Raw genomic sequence first — 14,785 nt, forward strand, 5'->3', positions numbered from 1 at the left:
GGTTTCCCTGCCCCATCATCGCTGAAAGAGCAAGGAATACATATGTGTACGAGTTCAGGTCAGCTGGCGCTTTTCAACGAACACGCCGTACATGGTGGTCAAGATACTGACATTGATCAGGGGCAAAACCAGAACCCCAAAGAACAGTGAGAGCAAAACACCCAGAACCGGGATGAAAGCGAGAGCTGTAAAGACCAACTGGACCACGACCTGGAACACAAAGCTTACAAGCAAAAGAACGATGATCGCACCACCCGCACCGGCGGTGTTGTTCCAAGCTTGCCCAAGCGTCAACGGTTGCCCAATCGCTGCTGCAGGCAGGATTATGGACAAACGGTAGAAGCCGATGATGAGGAAGACGACAAGGACAATGACAAACACAACTGACAATGCTCCACCGCCCAGCGCTGAAAGTACCGCGCCCGCCGGCAGGAACGCGATGGCCATCAGGATACCCAACAGAAGAACCCGCCCGAAATAGGCCAGAATTCTATCGAACCGGAAGGTTGGGAAAATACCTCTTGGATATTCCTCAAGCAGGACAAAGCGGTGCCACGACACCACAATCCAGAACATCGTCACAAATATCACGACCATAAAGCCCACCAGGAAGCCAATCACCGATCCGCTCGAAACGCCTGCAGGCAACTCTCCGGTGGTTGTATTGAGTTGATCCAGCGGAACGTCCAATACAAAAAACAGGGCGACAATCACCGCTGTCGCAACCAAAGATGGCCCGAACGTAATCTGCAAAACCTGTTTGAGATTCCCAATAACCATCCGCACCGAATGTGCAAAAATCTGCCAACCCAACATCTGAAATCTATCCCTTCAACCAATTCTTGTTTTCTTTCCTTCTGTTTCACCCCAAATCCCGACCTGCGTCAACGCAGATAACTTGCCCCCGCGTTCAAAACCCGCTAGGGGCCAGTCGTTCTACGCATAAAGGGAAGTCAGATGTCCGCGCCCAAGAAAGTTGTTCTGGCCTATTCCGGTGGCCTTGATACCTCGATCATCCTGAAATGGCTGCAGACCGAGTATGGTTGTGAGGTCGTAACCTTCACCGCCGATCTGGGTCAGGGCGAGGAGTTGGAGCCCGCCCGCAAGAAGGCCGAGCTGCTGGGGATCAAGCCCGAAAACATCTATATTGAGGACATCCGCGAGGAATTCGTCCGCGATTTCGTCTTTCCGATGTTCCGCGCGAATGCGCAGTATGAGGGCCTGTACCTGCTGGGCACCTCGATTGCGCGACCGTTGATCTCGAAACGTCTGGTCGAGATTGCCGAGGCGACCGGAGCGGATGCCGTATCTCATGGCGCGACCGGTAAGGGCAACGATCAGGTGCGGTTCGAACTGGCCGCTTACGCGCTGAACCCTGACATCAAGGTGATTGCCCCGTGGCGCGAGTGGGACTTGTCCAGCCGCACCAAGCTGCTGGAATTTGCCGAGGCCAACCAGATTCCGATCGCCAAGGACAAGCGGGGTGAGGCACCGTTCTCGGTTGATGCCAACCTGCTGCACACCTCATCCGAGGGCAAGGTTCTGGAAGACCCCGCCGATATGGCGCCCGATTACGTCTATCAGCGCACGGTCCACCCCGAGGACGCGCCGAATAAACCAGAATTCATCGAGATCGGGTTCGAAAAAGGTGACGCGGTCAGCATCAATGGCGAGGCGATGAGCCCGGCCACCATCCTGACCAAGCTGAACGAATATGGCGGCAAGCACGGCATTGGGCGTCTCGATCTGGTCGAAGGTCGCTTTGTTGGCATGAAATCGCGCGGTATCTATGAAACACCCGGCGGCACAATCCTGTTGGAAGCACACCGTGGCATCGAATCCATCACCATGGATCGGGGCGCGATGCATTTGAAGGACCAGCTGATGCCTCAATATGCAGAGCTGATCTATAACGGCTTCTGGTACTCGCCCGAGCGCGAGATGCTGCAGGCCGCGATCGACAAATCTCAGGATCATGTCACCGGCACCGTGCGCGTGAAGCTGTACAAAGGTCTGGCATCGACCGTTGGCCGCTGGTCGGAACACTCGCTGTATTCCGAGGCGCACGTGACCTTCGAAGAGGATGCTGGTGCCTACGATCAGAAAGACGCTGCGGGATTCATCCAACTGAACGCCCTACGCCTGAAACTGCTGGCAGCACGCGACAAACGGCTGTCAAAGTAAGACAGCTGAGATTTTGACCTGAAGACCCGGCAGCCCCTCAGGATGCCGGGTTTTTTATGCGCCCATTTTTGCCACCTCCCGTCAGGTCACTCTTGCTCCACCGCAGGATATGTCTTTACCCAAGTCACAACACTGAAAGGAGGGGGCATGTTGCAGGATATCGCAGAAGGTATTCAGAGCGGTCTGAATGGCAAAAACTTCGATGGGTCGTTGAAATTCGATTGCGGTGATGCCGGTGTGATTGTTCTGGCCGACAATCAGGCGACGACGCAGGATCGGGACACTGATTGCACCATTCGTATCTCACAAGAGAACCTAACCAAGCTGCTGACCGGCAAGCTGAACCCGATGACCGGTATTGCCATGGGCAAGCTCAAGATCTCAGGCAATATGGGTGTGGCGATGAAACTGGGGCAGTTGCTGGGCTGAGGCGATAAACTCGTCTCACCAGCGCGTGAGAACAGATGTCAGCGCGTTGCGCCTGAAGTTTTCCCAAGGCAGTCTGATCATGGAAGGAGACCCACCATGATCCGAACCACATATCTTGATGCAGTCAAGCCATGGCTTTTATTCGCGTTGATCCTCATCGTCGCAATGCTGCGCGCCGCCCCTGCACCCGCTGCCGGGACCGAAACGCTGACTGTGGCCGGGGGATGTTTCTGGTGCGTTGAATCCGATTTCGAATCCGTGCCAGGGGTGATTCATGCGGTCTCGGGCTATACCGGCGGCGCAACCGCCGACCCAACCTATGGCGAGGTGTCCAAAGGCGGCACAGGCCATTACGAGGCGGTTCAGATTACCTTTGACCCAGCCCGTGTTTCCCGTGAAACCCTGCTGAACCTGTTTTTCCGCTCGGTCGACCCTACGGATGCGGGCGGACAGTTCTGCGACCGGGGAGAGAGTTACCGCACAGCGATTTTCGTCTCTAACACAGGCGAAAAGGCGTTGGCCGAGGCTGCAAAATCCAAAGCGCAGAACGTCCTGCGTCAAACGATTGTCACCCCGATCCTGCAACAGGACCGGTTTTACCCGGCCGAAGCCTATCATCAGGATTACTATAAGGGCGAAAAACTGGTCTTTACGCGGTTTGGTCCCAAACGCCAGCACAACGCCTATAAGGCCTATCGCAAAGCCTGCGGTCGCGACGCCCGCGTCAAACAGCTGTGGGGCAGTGACGCGCCCTTTGCCGGGTCTTAATCAAAGCGCGCTTCGCGCACTTCTTTCAGATCAGGAATGACATCCGCCGTACCGTGCCGTGTCACCATCAACGCGGCAGCCCGGTTTGCCTGCAATATGGCCTGCTCCATCGGCATGCCACGATCCATTCCTGCCAGAACGTAACCTGTGAACGTATCGCCCGCACCAGTTGTGTCCACCGCCTGAACCTTGTAAGCCAAAAAATCCGAGGTCGTCCCCTTATGATGATATCGCGCGCCCTTTGATCCGAGGGTCACAATGACATGCTCTATCCCCAACTCGGACAGGCCCTGTCCGGTTGCCTGCCGCAGCTGCTCGGCCTCGACCTCATTTAGGATCAGGAAATCCAGATACGGAAGAACCGCCCGCACTGCATCGGCTTGAAAAGGGGCCGCCGCGTAACAGACAGTCAGCCCCATTTCGCGGCCCAATTTTGCGGCTTCGACCTGCAAGTTGGTTTCGTTTTGCGTCACAATCAGATCACCCTGATCCGCCGATGACAGCGCCTGGCCTAGTTGATCTGACGTAATTGCATGATTTGCGCCTTGAAACAGGATGATGTTGTTTTCACCCTCGGCGTCTACGGCGATAATGGCATGCCCGGTAGGATCTGAAACCTCGGCAATCCAACGGGTATCGACGCCATATTCGGTCAGCCTGTCACGCGCCCAGCGCCCGTCGGGCCCTATGGCCCCAATATGCGCCACCCGCGCGCCGGCCCGCGCGCCGGCGACGGACATATTCGCGCCCTTGCCGCCCAGAAACCGATCCAAACGGTTGGCCGAAAGCGTCTCACCCGCGCCCGGCAGGTGTGGCACATCATAAATCATGTCTGCGTTGATCGATCCTAGATTCCAGATTGTCATGGCTTAACCAATATCGCAGGAGGCCAGAATGGCCATGTTCAGAATGTCATTGGCCGTCGATATGGTCGAACAGATCTGAATCGGCTTGTCGATGCCCGACAAGATCGGGCCGATCACCGTGGCCCCACCCATTTCCTGCATCAACTTGGTCGAGATCGAGGCCGAATGCCGTGCTGGGACAATCAGGATATTCGCCGGTCCGGTCAGGCGCTGGAACGGATAGTTTGCCTGCTGGTCGACATTCAGCGCCACGTCCACCGTCATTTCACCTTCGTATTCGAAATCTACGCCACGCTGATCCAGAACGGCAGGAGCGCGGTGCATCTTTTCGGCCCGCTCCGACACCGGGTAGCCAAACGTCGAAAAGCTGACAAAGGCAACGCGCGGCTCCAGCCCCATATGGCGGGCAACGGCTGCTGAGCGCTCGGCGATATTGGCCAGATCGTTTTCGTCCGGCCATTCATGGACTAGAGTGTCGCCGATCAGCACGATCCGCCCCTTGTGCAACAGCGCCGTCACACCGGCCGCGCCACGGGCCGCATCTGCATCGAACACATGGTTGATCCGATCCAGCACATGCGCCGATTTACGCGTCGCGCCCGAGACCAAACCGTCGCCATGCCCATGTGCCAGCATCAGCGATGAAAACACATGCCGGTCGCGCGCGGCAAGTCGATGAATATCCTTTCGATCAAAGCCTTTACGCTGCAGGCGATCGTACAAAAAATCAGAATAGGTATCGAGATGCGCAGTGTTGGCGGCATTCACGACCTCCAGCTCACGCACAGCATCGCCCAGCCCGGCCTCTTCCAGCTTTTGCTTGACGTCATCCGGGCGGCCTACGACCAGCGCCTTACCAAAGCCCGAGCGTTGATACATCACCGCAGCCCGCAGCACACGCGGATCGTCGCCCTCGGCAAAGATCATTCGGCTTTGCGCCTGACGGGCCCGCGCGTTCAGGCCGCGCAGAATGCTGGCGGTCGGATCCATGCGGGATTTCAGGCTCAGCTCATACGCGTCCATGTCGATAATCGGGCGCCGCGCCGCGCCGGTATCCATCCCGGCCCGCGCAACGGCGGGCGGAATGCGGTGAATCAGGCGCGGATCGAAAGGTGTCGGGATAATATAATCGCGCCCAAAGGTCAGCGACTTACCATAGGCCATCGCGACCTCATCAGGGACATCTTCGCGCGCGAGGTTGGCCAGGGCGTGGGCACAGGCAATTTTCATCTCGTCATTGATGGCGCGGGCGTGGATATCCAGCGCACCGCGGAACAGGTAGGGAAAGCCCAACACGTTGTTGACCTGGTTCGGATAATCGCTGCGCCCTGTGGCGACGATGGCATCTACGCGCACCTCATGCGCCTCTTCCGGTGTGATCTCGGGGTCGGGGTTTGCCATCGCAAAAATCACCGGGTTATCGGCCATGCTGGCGACCATATCTTGCGTCACAGCCCCTTTGACCGACACGCCCAGAAAGACGTCTGCGCCTTTCATGGCGTCTTCCAGCGTACGCAGATCCGTGGTGATCGCATGGGCCGATTTCCACTGGTTCATGCCCTCGGTCCGGCCCTGATAGATCACGCCTTTGGTGTCACACACGATGCAGTTTTCATGCCGCGCGCCCATGGACTTGAGCAGTTCGATACACGCTATCCCAGCAGCCCCAGCACCGTTCAGAACAATCTTCACATCTTCAATCTTCTTGCCCGAGATACGCAGCGCATTCAGCAGGCCCGCTGCACAGATCACCGCCGTGCCATGCTGATCATCGTGGAAGACGGGGATATCCATTTCTTCCTTCAGGCGCTGTTCGATGATGAAACACTCGGGCGCCTTGATGTCTTCCAGATTGATGCCACCAAAGGTCGGGCCCATCAGACGCACGGCGCGGCAGAACTCATCCGGGTCTTCGGTGTCCAGCTCGATATCGATCGAGTTTACGTCAGCGAAACGCTTGAACAGGACTGACTTGCCCTCCATCACCGGTTTTGAGCCCAGCGCGCCCAGATTACCAAGACCCAGCACCGCCGTCCCATTCGAAATCACGGCGACCAGATTTCCCTTGTTGGTATAGTCATAGGCCGTTTCTGGATTTTCCGCGATTGCTTCACATGGAACAGCCACGCCGGGGCTGTAGGCCAGCGACAGGTCGCGCTGCGTGGTCATGGGAACGGTGGCTTGTACCTCCCACTTGCCAGGAGTTGGGTCCAGGTGAAAGGCCAGCGCCTCTTCGTTGGTGATCTTCGCTTTGGGCATTTGATACGTCGTTTCTCTGCAACTACGGGGCTTCTGCCTCATAGCGCAGGCACGCGCGCGCCTCAACGAGAATACTTTTGCCTTTCGCACCAGATGGCGGATTTGTAAGGTCGCGACCGAACGCCGTCAAAAGGGATCAGCCTTGTCCACAGTCACGCCGATGATGGCGCAATATCTCGAAATCAAAGAGGCCCATGCCGACGCCCTTCTGTTTTACCGGATGGGCGATTTCTACGAGATGTTTTTCGAGGATGCCGTCAACGCCGCCGAGGCGCTGGACATCGCCCTGACCAAACGCGGCAAGCACAACGACGCCGACATCCCGATGTGCGGTGTGCCGGTCCATGCCGCCGAAGGGTACCTGCTGACGCTGATCCGAAAAGGCTTTCGCGTGGCCGTTTGCGAACAGATGGAAAGCCCGGCTGAGGCCAAGAAGAGAGGCTCTAAATCAGTGGTAAAGCGCGGTGTTGTCCGACTGGTGACACCCGGAACACTGACCGAGGACGCGCTGCTAGAGGCGCGCCGCCACAACTTTCTGGCCTGTTATGCCGAGGTGAGGGATGAAGCGGCGCTAGCCTGGGCCGATATCTCAACCGGGGCATTTCACGTGATGCCTTTGACCTCTGTGCGCCTAAGCCCTGAACTGGCTCGACTGGCCCCGTCGGAACTGATCGTGGCAGACGGGGCCGAACAGGTCCTGCACGAACCTGCCCGCGATCTGGGCATCTCACTGACGCCCATTGGCCGTGCCAGTTTCGACAGCACGGCGGCTGAAAAGCGCATCTGCGATTTGTTTCACGTGGGCGCGCTGGACGCGTTTGGAAATTTTGGCCGGGCCGAAGTGTCCGCTATGGGCGCATTGATTGACTATTTGGAGATCACGCAAAAAGGCAAATTACCACTGCTACAAACGCCGCTGAAAGAATCCGAGGACCGCGTGGTGCAAATCGACGCCGCAACACGCCGCAATCTGGAGCTGACCCGGTCGCTGTCTGGCGGGCGCGCCGGATCGCTTTTGTCGGTGGTTGACCGTACGGTGACGCCGGGCGGCGCGCGGCTGTTGGAACAGCGCCTGTCCAGCCCCTCGCGCAATCTGGATGTGATCCACGGGCGGTTGGATGCGGTAAGTTTTACAGCCGATGACAGCCTGATCGCCCAAGATCTGCGCGATGCCTTGCGCAAAACCCCCGATCTGGACCGCGCCTTGTCGCGCCTGTCGCTAGATCGTGGCGGCCCTCGCGATTTGGCCGCCATCCGCAACGGGCTGGCGCAGGCCGCAACCATCGCCGAACTGTGCAATGCCGGAGATCTGCCGGTATTGCTGGCCACTGCGGTGCAAAACCTGACAGGGTTTGATGATCTGCTGACCCTGCTGGATGAGGCGCTTGTGGCCGAACCGCCCCTGATGGCGCGCGATGGCGGCTTCATTGCCCCCGGCTATGATGTGGAACTGGATGAAGCCCGGACCCTGCGCGACGAAGGTCGATCCGTCATCGCCGGGTTTCAGCAGAAATACTCCGAGCACACCGGCATCACCTCACTGAAGATCAAGCATAACAACGTGCTGGGCTATTTCATCGAAACCACGGCCACACATGCCGAAAAGATGTTGAACCCGCCGTTCTCCGAAACCTATATCCACCGGCAAACCACGGCCAATCAGGTGCGGTTCACGACAGTAGAACTGTCCGAGATCGAAACCCGTATCCTGAACGCCGGAAATCATGCTTTGGAGATCGAAAAGCGGCTCTATCAAAGGCTTTCTAATGAGATTCTTACCCGTGCTGCGCAACTGAACCAAGCCGCGCGCGGGCTGGCAGAACTGGACCTAACCACTGCGCTGGCCGATCTGGCACGGGGCGAGAACTGGTGTCGCCCGCAGGTCGATGCCTCTCGTGCCTTTGATATTCAGGGCGGGCGGCATCCGGTTGTTGAACATGCGCTGCGCCAACAAAGCGGTGACGCGTTTATCGCCAATGATTGTGATCTCAGCGCCGAAGATGGTGCTGCAATCTGGTTGCTGACCGGCCCCAACATGGCGGGTAAATCAACCTTCCTGCGGCAGAATGCGCTGATCGCCCTGCTTGCACAGATGGGCAGCTATGTTCCAGCCGAACAAGCCTATATCGGTGTAGTCAGCCAGCTGTTCAGCCGTGTCGGGGCATCTGACGATCTGGCCAGGGGTCGGTCGACCTTTATGGTTGAAATGGTCGAAACCGCCGCCATCCTCAATCAAGCCGACGATCATGCGCTGGTCATCCTGGATGAAATCGGACGCGGGACGGCCACCTATGACGGGCTTTCCATCGCCTGGGCCACGCTCGAACATCTGCACGCCGCCAATAAATGTCGCGCGCTGTTTGCAACGCATTATCACGAGCTGACCGCGCTGGCCGGAAATCTGGAAGGTGTCGACAACGCCACCGTTGCGGTCAAGGAATGGGAGGGCGAAGTGATCTTTTTGCACGAGGTTCACAAAGGCGCCGCAGACCGGTCCTATGGTGTCCAGGTGGCGCAACTGGCTGGCCTGCCGGCATCCGTTGTCGAACGTGCCCGCGTTGTGCTGGACCAGCTGGAGAAAACCGAACGCGAAGGCGGCAAGCAAAAGGCTTTGATCGACGATCTGCCGCTGTTCTCGGCTGCCCCGCCGCCACCGCCTCCCCCAAAAGCTTCACCCGTTGCGGATATGTTGGGTGAGATCTTGCCGGATGAGCTAAGCCCGCGCGAGGCATTGGACCTGATCTATAAATTGAAAGAGGCGGCCAGATCCTGACCGCCTCAATAATTGAATGATATCTTAAGCGCTTAGCTTGCCGGCGTGGACGACACACCCACCTGCGCGGGGCGCAAGAGCCGGTCGTACAGCATAAAGCCTTCTGCAGATACCTGGATGATGTCACCGGCGCGTGTTCCGGGCACGGGGGCCTCGAACATCGCCTCATGCACATTGGGGTCAAACCGATCGCCAACTTCTGGCGTGATCACCTGAATCCCGTGTTTCTGAAACACGTCCTTCAGCGCGCGCATGGTCAGCTCAACACCTTCCAGCAAAGCGCCTGCGACCTCTTTCTGCTCGTCGGTTGCGGCCTCAAGCGCGCGTTTCATATTGTCATAGACCGGCAGCATGTCACGAGCCAGTTTCGAGCCGCCATACTGTTCGGCATCGCGCCGTGCCTTGTCGCCGCGCTTGCGCGCGTTTTCCGCATCGGCCAATGCACGCATGAATTTGTCTTTGTAGTCGTCGCGCTCGGCGCGCAGCTCATCCAGCTCCAGCGCTTCTTCGCTGATCTCAGCAAATTCATCTGCCAGCTCTTCGGCCTCGGCCGTTGCGATATCGTCCAGAAAATCTTCGTTCTTGGGCTCTGCCATCTCTTACCCTCTAGCTCCGGTCGGATATCAGTTTGCCGACCAGTTGCGCCGTATAATCCACGATCGGCACGATCCGTCCATAATTCAGACGTGTGGGCCCGATGACCCCAACCGCACCGATTATCTTACGATCAGCGTTCATATATGGAGACACCACCAAAGAGGAACCCGAAAGTGAGAAAAGTTTGTTCTCAGACCCGATAAAAATGCGCACACCTTCGCCTTCTTCGGTCAATTCCAGAAATTCGGCGATGTCGCGCTTGCGTTCGAGGTCGTCAAACAGGGTGCGAATGCGCTCCAACTCATCTGCTTCGCCGCGTTCACCCAGCAGATTCGCCCGCCCTCGGACGATCAAACGGGCCGAGTCGCCATCATCCCCGTCCCATGCGGCCATGCCGCTGTCGACCATTTCACGGGCCAACACGTCAATTTCCTGTTTCCGCGCATCGATCTGGGTCAGCATCTGACGGCGAGCCTCGCTGATTGTGCGGCCCTCGATCAGGGCGTTCAGAAAATTCGCCGCTTCCCGCATCGAGCTGGGCGTTTGCCCGGGTGGCGGCTTGAACAGCCGGTTTTCCACCTGACCGTCGGAAAAGACCAAAACCACCAGGGCCCTGTCATGCCCAAGCGACACAAATTCGATATGTTTGATTTCCGCTTCGTGTTTCGGCGTCAAAACCAGTGAGGCCCCTTGTGTCACGTGTGACAAGGCCGCACCGACACGGTCAAGCATCCCGCCGACATCCCCCGAGTTAGCGCCCAGTGTGTCGTCCAGCTTCTGCCGGTCATCCGCGCCCAGATCACCGACCTCCAGCAATCCGTCCACGAACATCCGTAACCCGTGTTGCGTCGGAATCCGCCCCGCACTGACATGAGGGCTGTCGAGCAGGCCCAGAAACTCAAGATCCTGCATCACATTGCGAACCGTCGCCGCACTGACTTTTTCCGACAAAGTGCGCGTCAGGGTACGGCTGCCGACAGGCTCACCGCTATCCAGATAGCTTTCGACAATCAGCCGAAACACCTCGCGCGACCGGTCATTCATCTCGTTCAGAATTTTGCTTGCGTCACTCATCGGCAATCCTCTGCTGGATGGCCATTAAATAGCAGGTAGGCGAAAGGTCAATCAGGGTTGCATCCTGACGCTGCGGGGCGGTATCCCCAAACCAGCAAACAAAGGAATTCCCATGCGACCCTCAGGACGTGATCTAAACGAAATGCGCGCCGTTTCAATCGAAACGGGATTTACCAAACATGCCGAAGGTTCCTGCCTGATTAAGATGGGCGATACCCATGTGTTGTGCACTGCCACGATCGAAGATCGCGTGCCACCGTTCATCAAGGGTTCGGGCCTGGGCTGGGTTACCGCTGAATACGGCATGCTGCCCCGTGCGACCAATACACGGATGCGGCGCGAGGCTGCCAGCGGTAAGCAGGGTGGTCGTACCGTGGAAATCCAGCGTTTGATCGGCCGTGCCCTGCGTGCAGGTGTTGATCGGGTTGCCTTGGGTGAACGCCAGATCACCGTCGACTGCGATGTGATCCAGGCCGATGGTGGCACCCGATGTGCCTCGATCACAGGCGGTTGGGTTGCGCTGCGTCTTGCGGTCAACAAGCTGATGAAAACGGGTGACGTGATCTCGGACCCGCTGGTTGACCCGGTTGCGGCCGTGTCCTGCGGTATTTACGCCGGTCAATCGGTGCTGGATCTGGATTACCCCGAAGACAGCGAAGCCGGCGTGGACGGCAACTTTATCATGACCGGGTCCGGCAAATTGATCGAAGTTCAAATGAGCGCGGAGGGCTCGGTCTTTAGCCGCGTTCAGATGGATCAACTAATGGATCTGGCTGAACAGGGCGTTAGTGAACTGGCTGCTGCGCAAAAGGCCGCCACCGCATGACCCGCAAGTTCGACGGCGACAGGTTGCTGGTGGCCACGCATAACAAAGGCAAGCTTGAGGAGATGGCACATCTGCTTGAACCCTTTGGCGTCACTGTTATCGGCGCCGCTGACATGGACCTGCCTGAACCGGAAGAGACCGAGGATACATTCGTCGGCAATGCCCGGATCAAGGCCCATGCCGCGGCCAACGCGACCGGCCTGCCTGCGCTGTCGGACGATTCCGGGATCACCGTCGACGCGCTGAATGGCGCTCCGGGCGTCTATACCGCCGATTGGGCAGAAACCGGCAATGGCCGCGATTTCCTGATGGCGATGACCCGCGCGCATGAAGAGCTGGAGGCCAAGAACGCCCCGCACCCCCGCACCGCGCAATTCCGATGCACTCTGGTGCTGGCCTGGCCCGACGGGCATGACGAGGTGTTCGAAGGCATCGCCCCCGGTCACTTGGTCTGGCCCATTCGTGGTGCGGACGGCTTTGGTTATGATCCAATGTTTGTGCCCGAGGGTCATGGCATTACCTTTGCCGAGATGGATCGCTGGGAAAAGAACAAGATCAGCCATCGCGGTCGCGCGGTTGAGATGTTCGTGAAAGGCTGTTTTGGCGGATGATTGGCGCAATGGGGGCTTTGGCCTGTATGTGCATTGGCCCTTTTGCGAGGCCAAATGCCCCTATTGCGATTTCAACAGCCATGTTTCAAAAAATATTGATCAAAAACAATGGCTTGATGCATATCTGGTCGAGCTGCGCCGTAGCGCTTCCGAAACCCCCAACCGTGTCCTGAACACCATCTTCTTTGGCGGCGGCACCCCGTCTCTGATGGATCCCGAAACCGTCGCCGCAGTGATTGATACCGCCCGCGCCCTTTGGCACCCCGCCAATGACATGGAAATCACACTTGAAGCCAATCCCAGCTCGGTCGAGGCGGGACGGTTCGCAGCCTACCGGGAAGCAGGCGTCAACCGTATCTCAATGGGGGTTCAGGCGCTGAATGATGACGATCTGCGCCGGTTGGGCCGCATTCACAGCGTAGCCGAAGCGCGGGCTGCTTATGACATAGCCCGTCATTGTTTTGAACGGGTCAGCTTTGACCTGATCTATGCGCGGCAACATCAAACCCTTGATGCCTGGCGCGCAGAGTTGACCGAAGCCCTGTCGATGGCGGTCGATCACCTGTCGCTGTACCAACTGACCATAGAAGACGGAACCGCCTTTGGTGATCGCTATGCCGTGGGCAAGCTGCGCGGCCTGCCCTTGGATGATAGCGCCGCCGATATGTATCTGGCCACGCAAGAAATCTGCGAGGCGCATGGTCTGCCCGCCTATGAGGTATCGAACCACGCCCGCCCCGGCGCGGAATCACAGCACAATCTGATCTATTGGCACTATGGTGACTATGTCGGTATTGGCCCCGGCGCCCATGGACGGATCACCCAGAATGGCCAGAAATACGCGACTGAAACCTATCTGAATCCGCAGCGGTGGTTGGACGCGGCTTCCTGTGGTAGCGGAGAGAAAGAACGCGCCGCATTGTCGCGTGAAGACCAGGCAAGTGAATACCTTATGATGGGTCTTAGGGTTACCGGCGGGCTAGATATAGATAGATATATGGGAATATCAGGCCACCCCTTACCACAAGACCCATTGGGCCATCTTCAGGATATCGGCATGGTTCAAATGCTGGATGGTAGACTGATGGCCACAACCGACGGGCGGGCCGTCTTGAACGCGGTGATCCGCGAACTTTTGGGGTAGACCATGCAATATCTGTGGGCAGGGCTTGGATTGTTATGCGTCGGGCTGGCCGCTGTTGGGGTGGTGCTTCCCCTACTACCAACGGTTCCATTTCTGCTACTCGCCGCCTTCTTCTTTGCCCGCTCGTCTTCACGGCTGCATAGCTGGCTGATAACGCACCGACTGTTTGGCCCAATGATCGTCGATTGGCAGAGTTCAGGCGCGATTCGTCCGGCCGCAAAAAAGGCGGCCACCCTGTCGGTCACCGCCGTATTTGGACTATCGGTCATGATGTCTGCGCCGTCTCATGTCCTGATCATCCAGGCGATTGTACTAGGCGGCGTGATGTTCTTTATCTGGACCCGCCCTAGCGGCTGAGCTTGGAACAAAGATCATCCAGTTGATCCAGGTTCTCATAGGTCAGGACCACCTGCCCCGTTTCCGAGCCCGCTTTGTGATTGATCGCCACTTTCATCGCCAGAATCGCGGAAAGATCCTTTTCCAGCGCCCGGGTATCCGCATCTTTACCCGCATTCAGATCCCGAGACCTTGGTGCCGGTCGGGCCGCATCCCCCTGCTGTTGCTTCTTCACCAGCGCTTCCGTTGCCCGCACCGACAGCCCGTCTTTGACAATTTGCTTTGCAAGATCCGAGGCATTCTCGGCCGTGATCAGCGTCCGTGCATGGCCAGCCGATAATTTTCCTTCTATTACAAGGGTTTGTACATCCATTGGCAGGGACAACAGGCGCAGCAAATTGGCAATATGACTGCGGCTTTTGCCCAATGCTTCAGCCAGCTTTTCTTGCGTATGACCAAAGCGGTCCATCAGCTGCTTATAGCCGGCCGCCTCTTCCACCGCATTCAAATCCGCGCGCTGAATGTTTTCGATAATGGCGACTTCCAGAACCTCAGTGTCATCAAAATCGCGAACGATAACGGGGATATCATGCAACTGCGCCATTTGCGCCGCGCGCCAGCGGCGTTCACCCGCGACGATTTCATAATCGCCTTCGGCAATTTCTCGGACGATCAGAGGCTGAATGATCCCCTTCTCTTTGACCGAAGCGGCAAGCTCATCCAGATGTTCCCGGGCAAAGGTGCGGCGCGGCTGATTTGGGTTTGCGTGAAGCTTTTCGATTGGAATCGTCAGGTCCGGCCGCCGTGAATCAGTTGGCACGCGTCCCTGGGGCTCTTGTGTGACATCTGCCATCAACGCCGAAAGCCCGCGACCCAACCCTCTTGGTTTTGATTTTCTGGCTGTCACAGGGTCCTCCT

14 protein-coding genes are annotated in these 14,785 nt (G+C 57.8%); 8 read left to right on the forward strand and 6 right to left on the reverse strand.

Going from position 1 to position 14,785, the window contains the following annotated elements; translation table 11 throughout:
- Window positions 1–54: 54 nt before the first annotated feature.
- Window positions 55–780, reverse strand: coding sequence for a hypothetical protein (locus AC2FFF_RS13565; RefSeq protein WP_496882974.1), 726 nt, complete (start codon window positions 778–780; stop codon window positions 55–57).
- A 177-nt stretch (window positions 781–957) separates the two neighbouring features.
- Here AC2FFF_RS13565 and AC2FFF_RS13570 point away from each other — a divergent pair, with 177 nt between their 5' ends.
- The 3 genes from AC2FFF_RS13570 to msrA all read left to right on the forward strand — a co-directional run bounded on the left by AC2FFF_RS13570 (window position 958) and on the right by msrA (window position 3,381).
- Window positions 958–2,184 carry an argininosuccinate synthase gene (locus AC2FFF_RS13570; protein WP_142637390.1) on the forward strand — a complete coding sequence of 409 codons (1,227 nt, stop codon included), beginning with the start codon at window positions 958–960 and terminating at the stop codon, window positions 2,182–2,184.
- Window positions 2,185–2,331: 147 nt separating this feature from the next.
- Window positions 2,332–2,613, forward strand: a complete 282-nt coding sequence (locus tag AC2FFF_RS13575) for an SCP2 sterol-binding domain-containing protein (protein WP_142637392.1) — start codon at window positions 2,332–2,334, stop codon at window positions 2,611–2,613.
- A 96-nt stretch (window positions 2,614–2,709) separates the two neighbouring features.
- The gene (gene msrA, locus AC2FFF_RS13580) at window positions 2,710–3,381 is read left to right on the forward strand and encodes a peptide-methionine (S)-S-oxide reductase MsrA (RefSeq protein WP_142637394.1); all 672 of its coding nucleotides are present in this window, start codon (window positions 2,710–2,712) and stop codon (window positions 3,379–3,381) included.
- On the opposite strand, the gene AC2FFF_RS13585 is transcribed toward msrA, so the two are convergent.
- Window positions 3,378–4,247 (reverse strand): ribokinase, encoded by an 870-nt coding sequence (locus tag AC2FFF_RS13585; RefSeq protein ID WP_142637396.1) that lies wholly within the window; start codon window positions 4,245–4,247, stop codon window positions 3,378–3,380. The genes msrA and AC2FFF_RS13585 overlap by 4 nt on opposite strands.
- Window positions 4,248–4,250: 3 nt before the next feature.
- Window positions 4,251–6,506 carry an NADP-dependent malic enzyme gene (locus AC2FFF_RS13590; protein ID WP_142637398.1) on the reverse strand — a complete coding sequence of 752 codons (2,256 nt, stop codon included), beginning with the start codon at window positions 6,504–6,506 and terminating at the stop codon, window positions 4,251–4,253.
- 160 nt (window positions 6,507–6,666) lie between these two features.
- On the opposite strand from AC2FFF_RS13590, the gene mutS reads away from it, so the two are divergent.
- On the forward strand, window positions 6,667–9,279 hold the full coding sequence (gene mutS, locus AC2FFF_RS13595; RefSeq protein WP_496882975.1) for a DNA mismatch repair protein MutS: 2,613 nt from the start codon (window positions 6,667–6,669) through the stop codon (window positions 9,277–9,279).
- A 32-nt stretch (window positions 9,280–9,311) separates the two neighbouring features.
- Here mutS and AC2FFF_RS13600 read toward each other — a convergent pair whose 3' ends face one another.
- Window positions 9,312–9,875: a nucleotide exchange factor GrpE gene (locus tag AC2FFF_RS13600; protein ID WP_142637400.1), complete on the reverse strand. Its 564-nt coding sequence runs from the start codon at window positions 9,873–9,875 to the stop codon at window positions 9,312–9,314.
- Between the two features lie 10 nt (window positions 9,876–9,885).
- Window positions 9,886–10,950, reverse strand: coding sequence for a heat-inducible transcriptional repressor HrcA (gene hrcA, locus AC2FFF_RS13605; RefSeq protein ID WP_142637402.1), 1,065 nt, complete (start codon window positions 10,948–10,950; stop codon window positions 9,886–9,888).
- 112 nt (window positions 10,951–11,062) lie between these two features.
- Between hrcA and rph the strand changes: the two genes are divergently transcribed.
- The 4 genes from rph to AC2FFF_RS13625 are packed head-to-tail and all read left to right on the forward strand — an operon-like array spanning window position 11,063 to window position 13,888.
- Window positions 11,063–11,776: a ribonuclease PH gene (gene rph, locus AC2FFF_RS13610; protein ID WP_142637403.1), complete on the forward strand. Its 714-nt coding sequence runs from the start codon at window positions 11,063–11,065 to the stop codon at window positions 11,774–11,776.
- Window positions 11,773–12,387 carry an RdgB/HAM1 family non-canonical purine NTP pyrophosphatase gene (gene rdgB, locus AC2FFF_RS13615; protein WP_142637405.1) on the forward strand — a complete coding sequence of 205 codons (615 nt, stop codon included), beginning with the start codon at window positions 11,773–11,775 and terminating at the stop codon, window positions 12,385–12,387. The genes rph and rdgB overlap by 4 nt, the downstream gene beginning before the upstream one ends.
- Window positions 12,377–13,531 carry a radical SAM family heme chaperone HemW gene (gene hemW, locus AC2FFF_RS13620; protein ID WP_281973388.1) on the forward strand — a complete coding sequence of 385 codons (1,155 nt, stop codon included), beginning with the start codon at window positions 12,377–12,379 and terminating at the stop codon, window positions 13,529–13,531. Before rdgB ends, hemW begins: the two co-directional genes overlap by 11 nt.
- Before the next feature lie 3 nt (window positions 13,532–13,534).
- On the forward strand, window positions 13,535–13,888 hold the full coding sequence (locus AC2FFF_RS13625) for a YbaN family protein (RefSeq protein WP_142637410.1): 354 nt from the start codon (window positions 13,535–13,537) through the stop codon (window positions 13,886–13,888).
- Here AC2FFF_RS13625 and AC2FFF_RS13630 read toward each other — a convergent pair.
- A complete protein-coding gene (locus AC2FFF_RS13630; protein ID WP_142637412.1) occupies window positions 13,878–14,774 on the reverse strand; it encodes a ParB/RepB/Spo0J family partition protein in 897 nt (298 codons plus the stop codon). The two genes, AC2FFF_RS13625 and AC2FFF_RS13630, sit on opposite strands and share 11 nt — an antisense overlap.
- Window positions 14,775–14,785 lie beyond the last annotated feature (11 nt).

The sequence above is a fragment of the Ruegeria sp. YTSA226 genome (assembly GCF_059609905.1).

Coding starts and splice junctions, on each gene's coding strand:
- AC2FFF_RS13565 (WP_496882974.1), bottom strand. CDS start 780: ATGGTTATTGGGAATCTCAAACAGGTTTTGCAGATTACGTTCGGGCCA.
- AC2FFF_RS13570 (WP_142637390.1), top strand. CDS start 958: ATGTCCGCGCCCAAGAAAGTTGTTCTGGCCTATTCCGGTGGCCTTGAT.
- AC2FFF_RS13575 (WP_142637392.1), top strand. CDS start 2,332: ATGTTGCAGGATATCGCAGAAGGTATTCAGAGCGGTCTGAATGGCAAA.
- msrA (WP_142637394.1), top strand. CDS start 2,710: ATGATCCGAACCACATATCTTGATGCAGTCAAGCCATGGCTTTTATTC.
- AC2FFF_RS13585 (WP_142637396.1), bottom strand. CDS start 4,247: ATGACAATCTGGAATCTAGGATCGATCAACGCAGACATGATTTATGAT.
- AC2FFF_RS13590 (WP_142637398.1), bottom strand. CDS start 6,506: ATGCCCAAAGCGAAGATCACCAACGAAGAGGCGCTGGCCTTTCACCTG.
- mutS (WP_496882975.1), top strand. CDS start 6,667: ATGATGGCGCAATATCTCGAAATCAAAGAGGCCCATGCCGACGCCCTT.
- AC2FFF_RS13600 (WP_142637400.1), bottom strand. CDS start 9,875: ATGGCAGAGCCCAAGAACGAAGATTTTCTGGACGATATCGCAACGGCC.
- hrcA (WP_142637402.1), bottom strand. CDS start 10,950: ATGAGTGACGCAAGCAAAATTCTGAACGAGATGAATGACCGGTCGCGC.
- rph (WP_142637403.1), top strand. CDS start 11,063: ATGCGACCCTCAGGACGTGATCTAAACGAAATGCGCGCCGTTTCAATC.
- rdgB (WP_142637405.1), top strand. CDS start 11,773: ATGACCCGCAAGTTCGACGGCGACAGGTTGCTGGTGGCCACGCATAAC.
- AC2FFF_RS13625 (WP_142637410.1), top strand. CDS start 13,535: ATGCAATATCTGTGGGCAGGGCTTGGATTGTTATGCGTCGGGCTGGCC.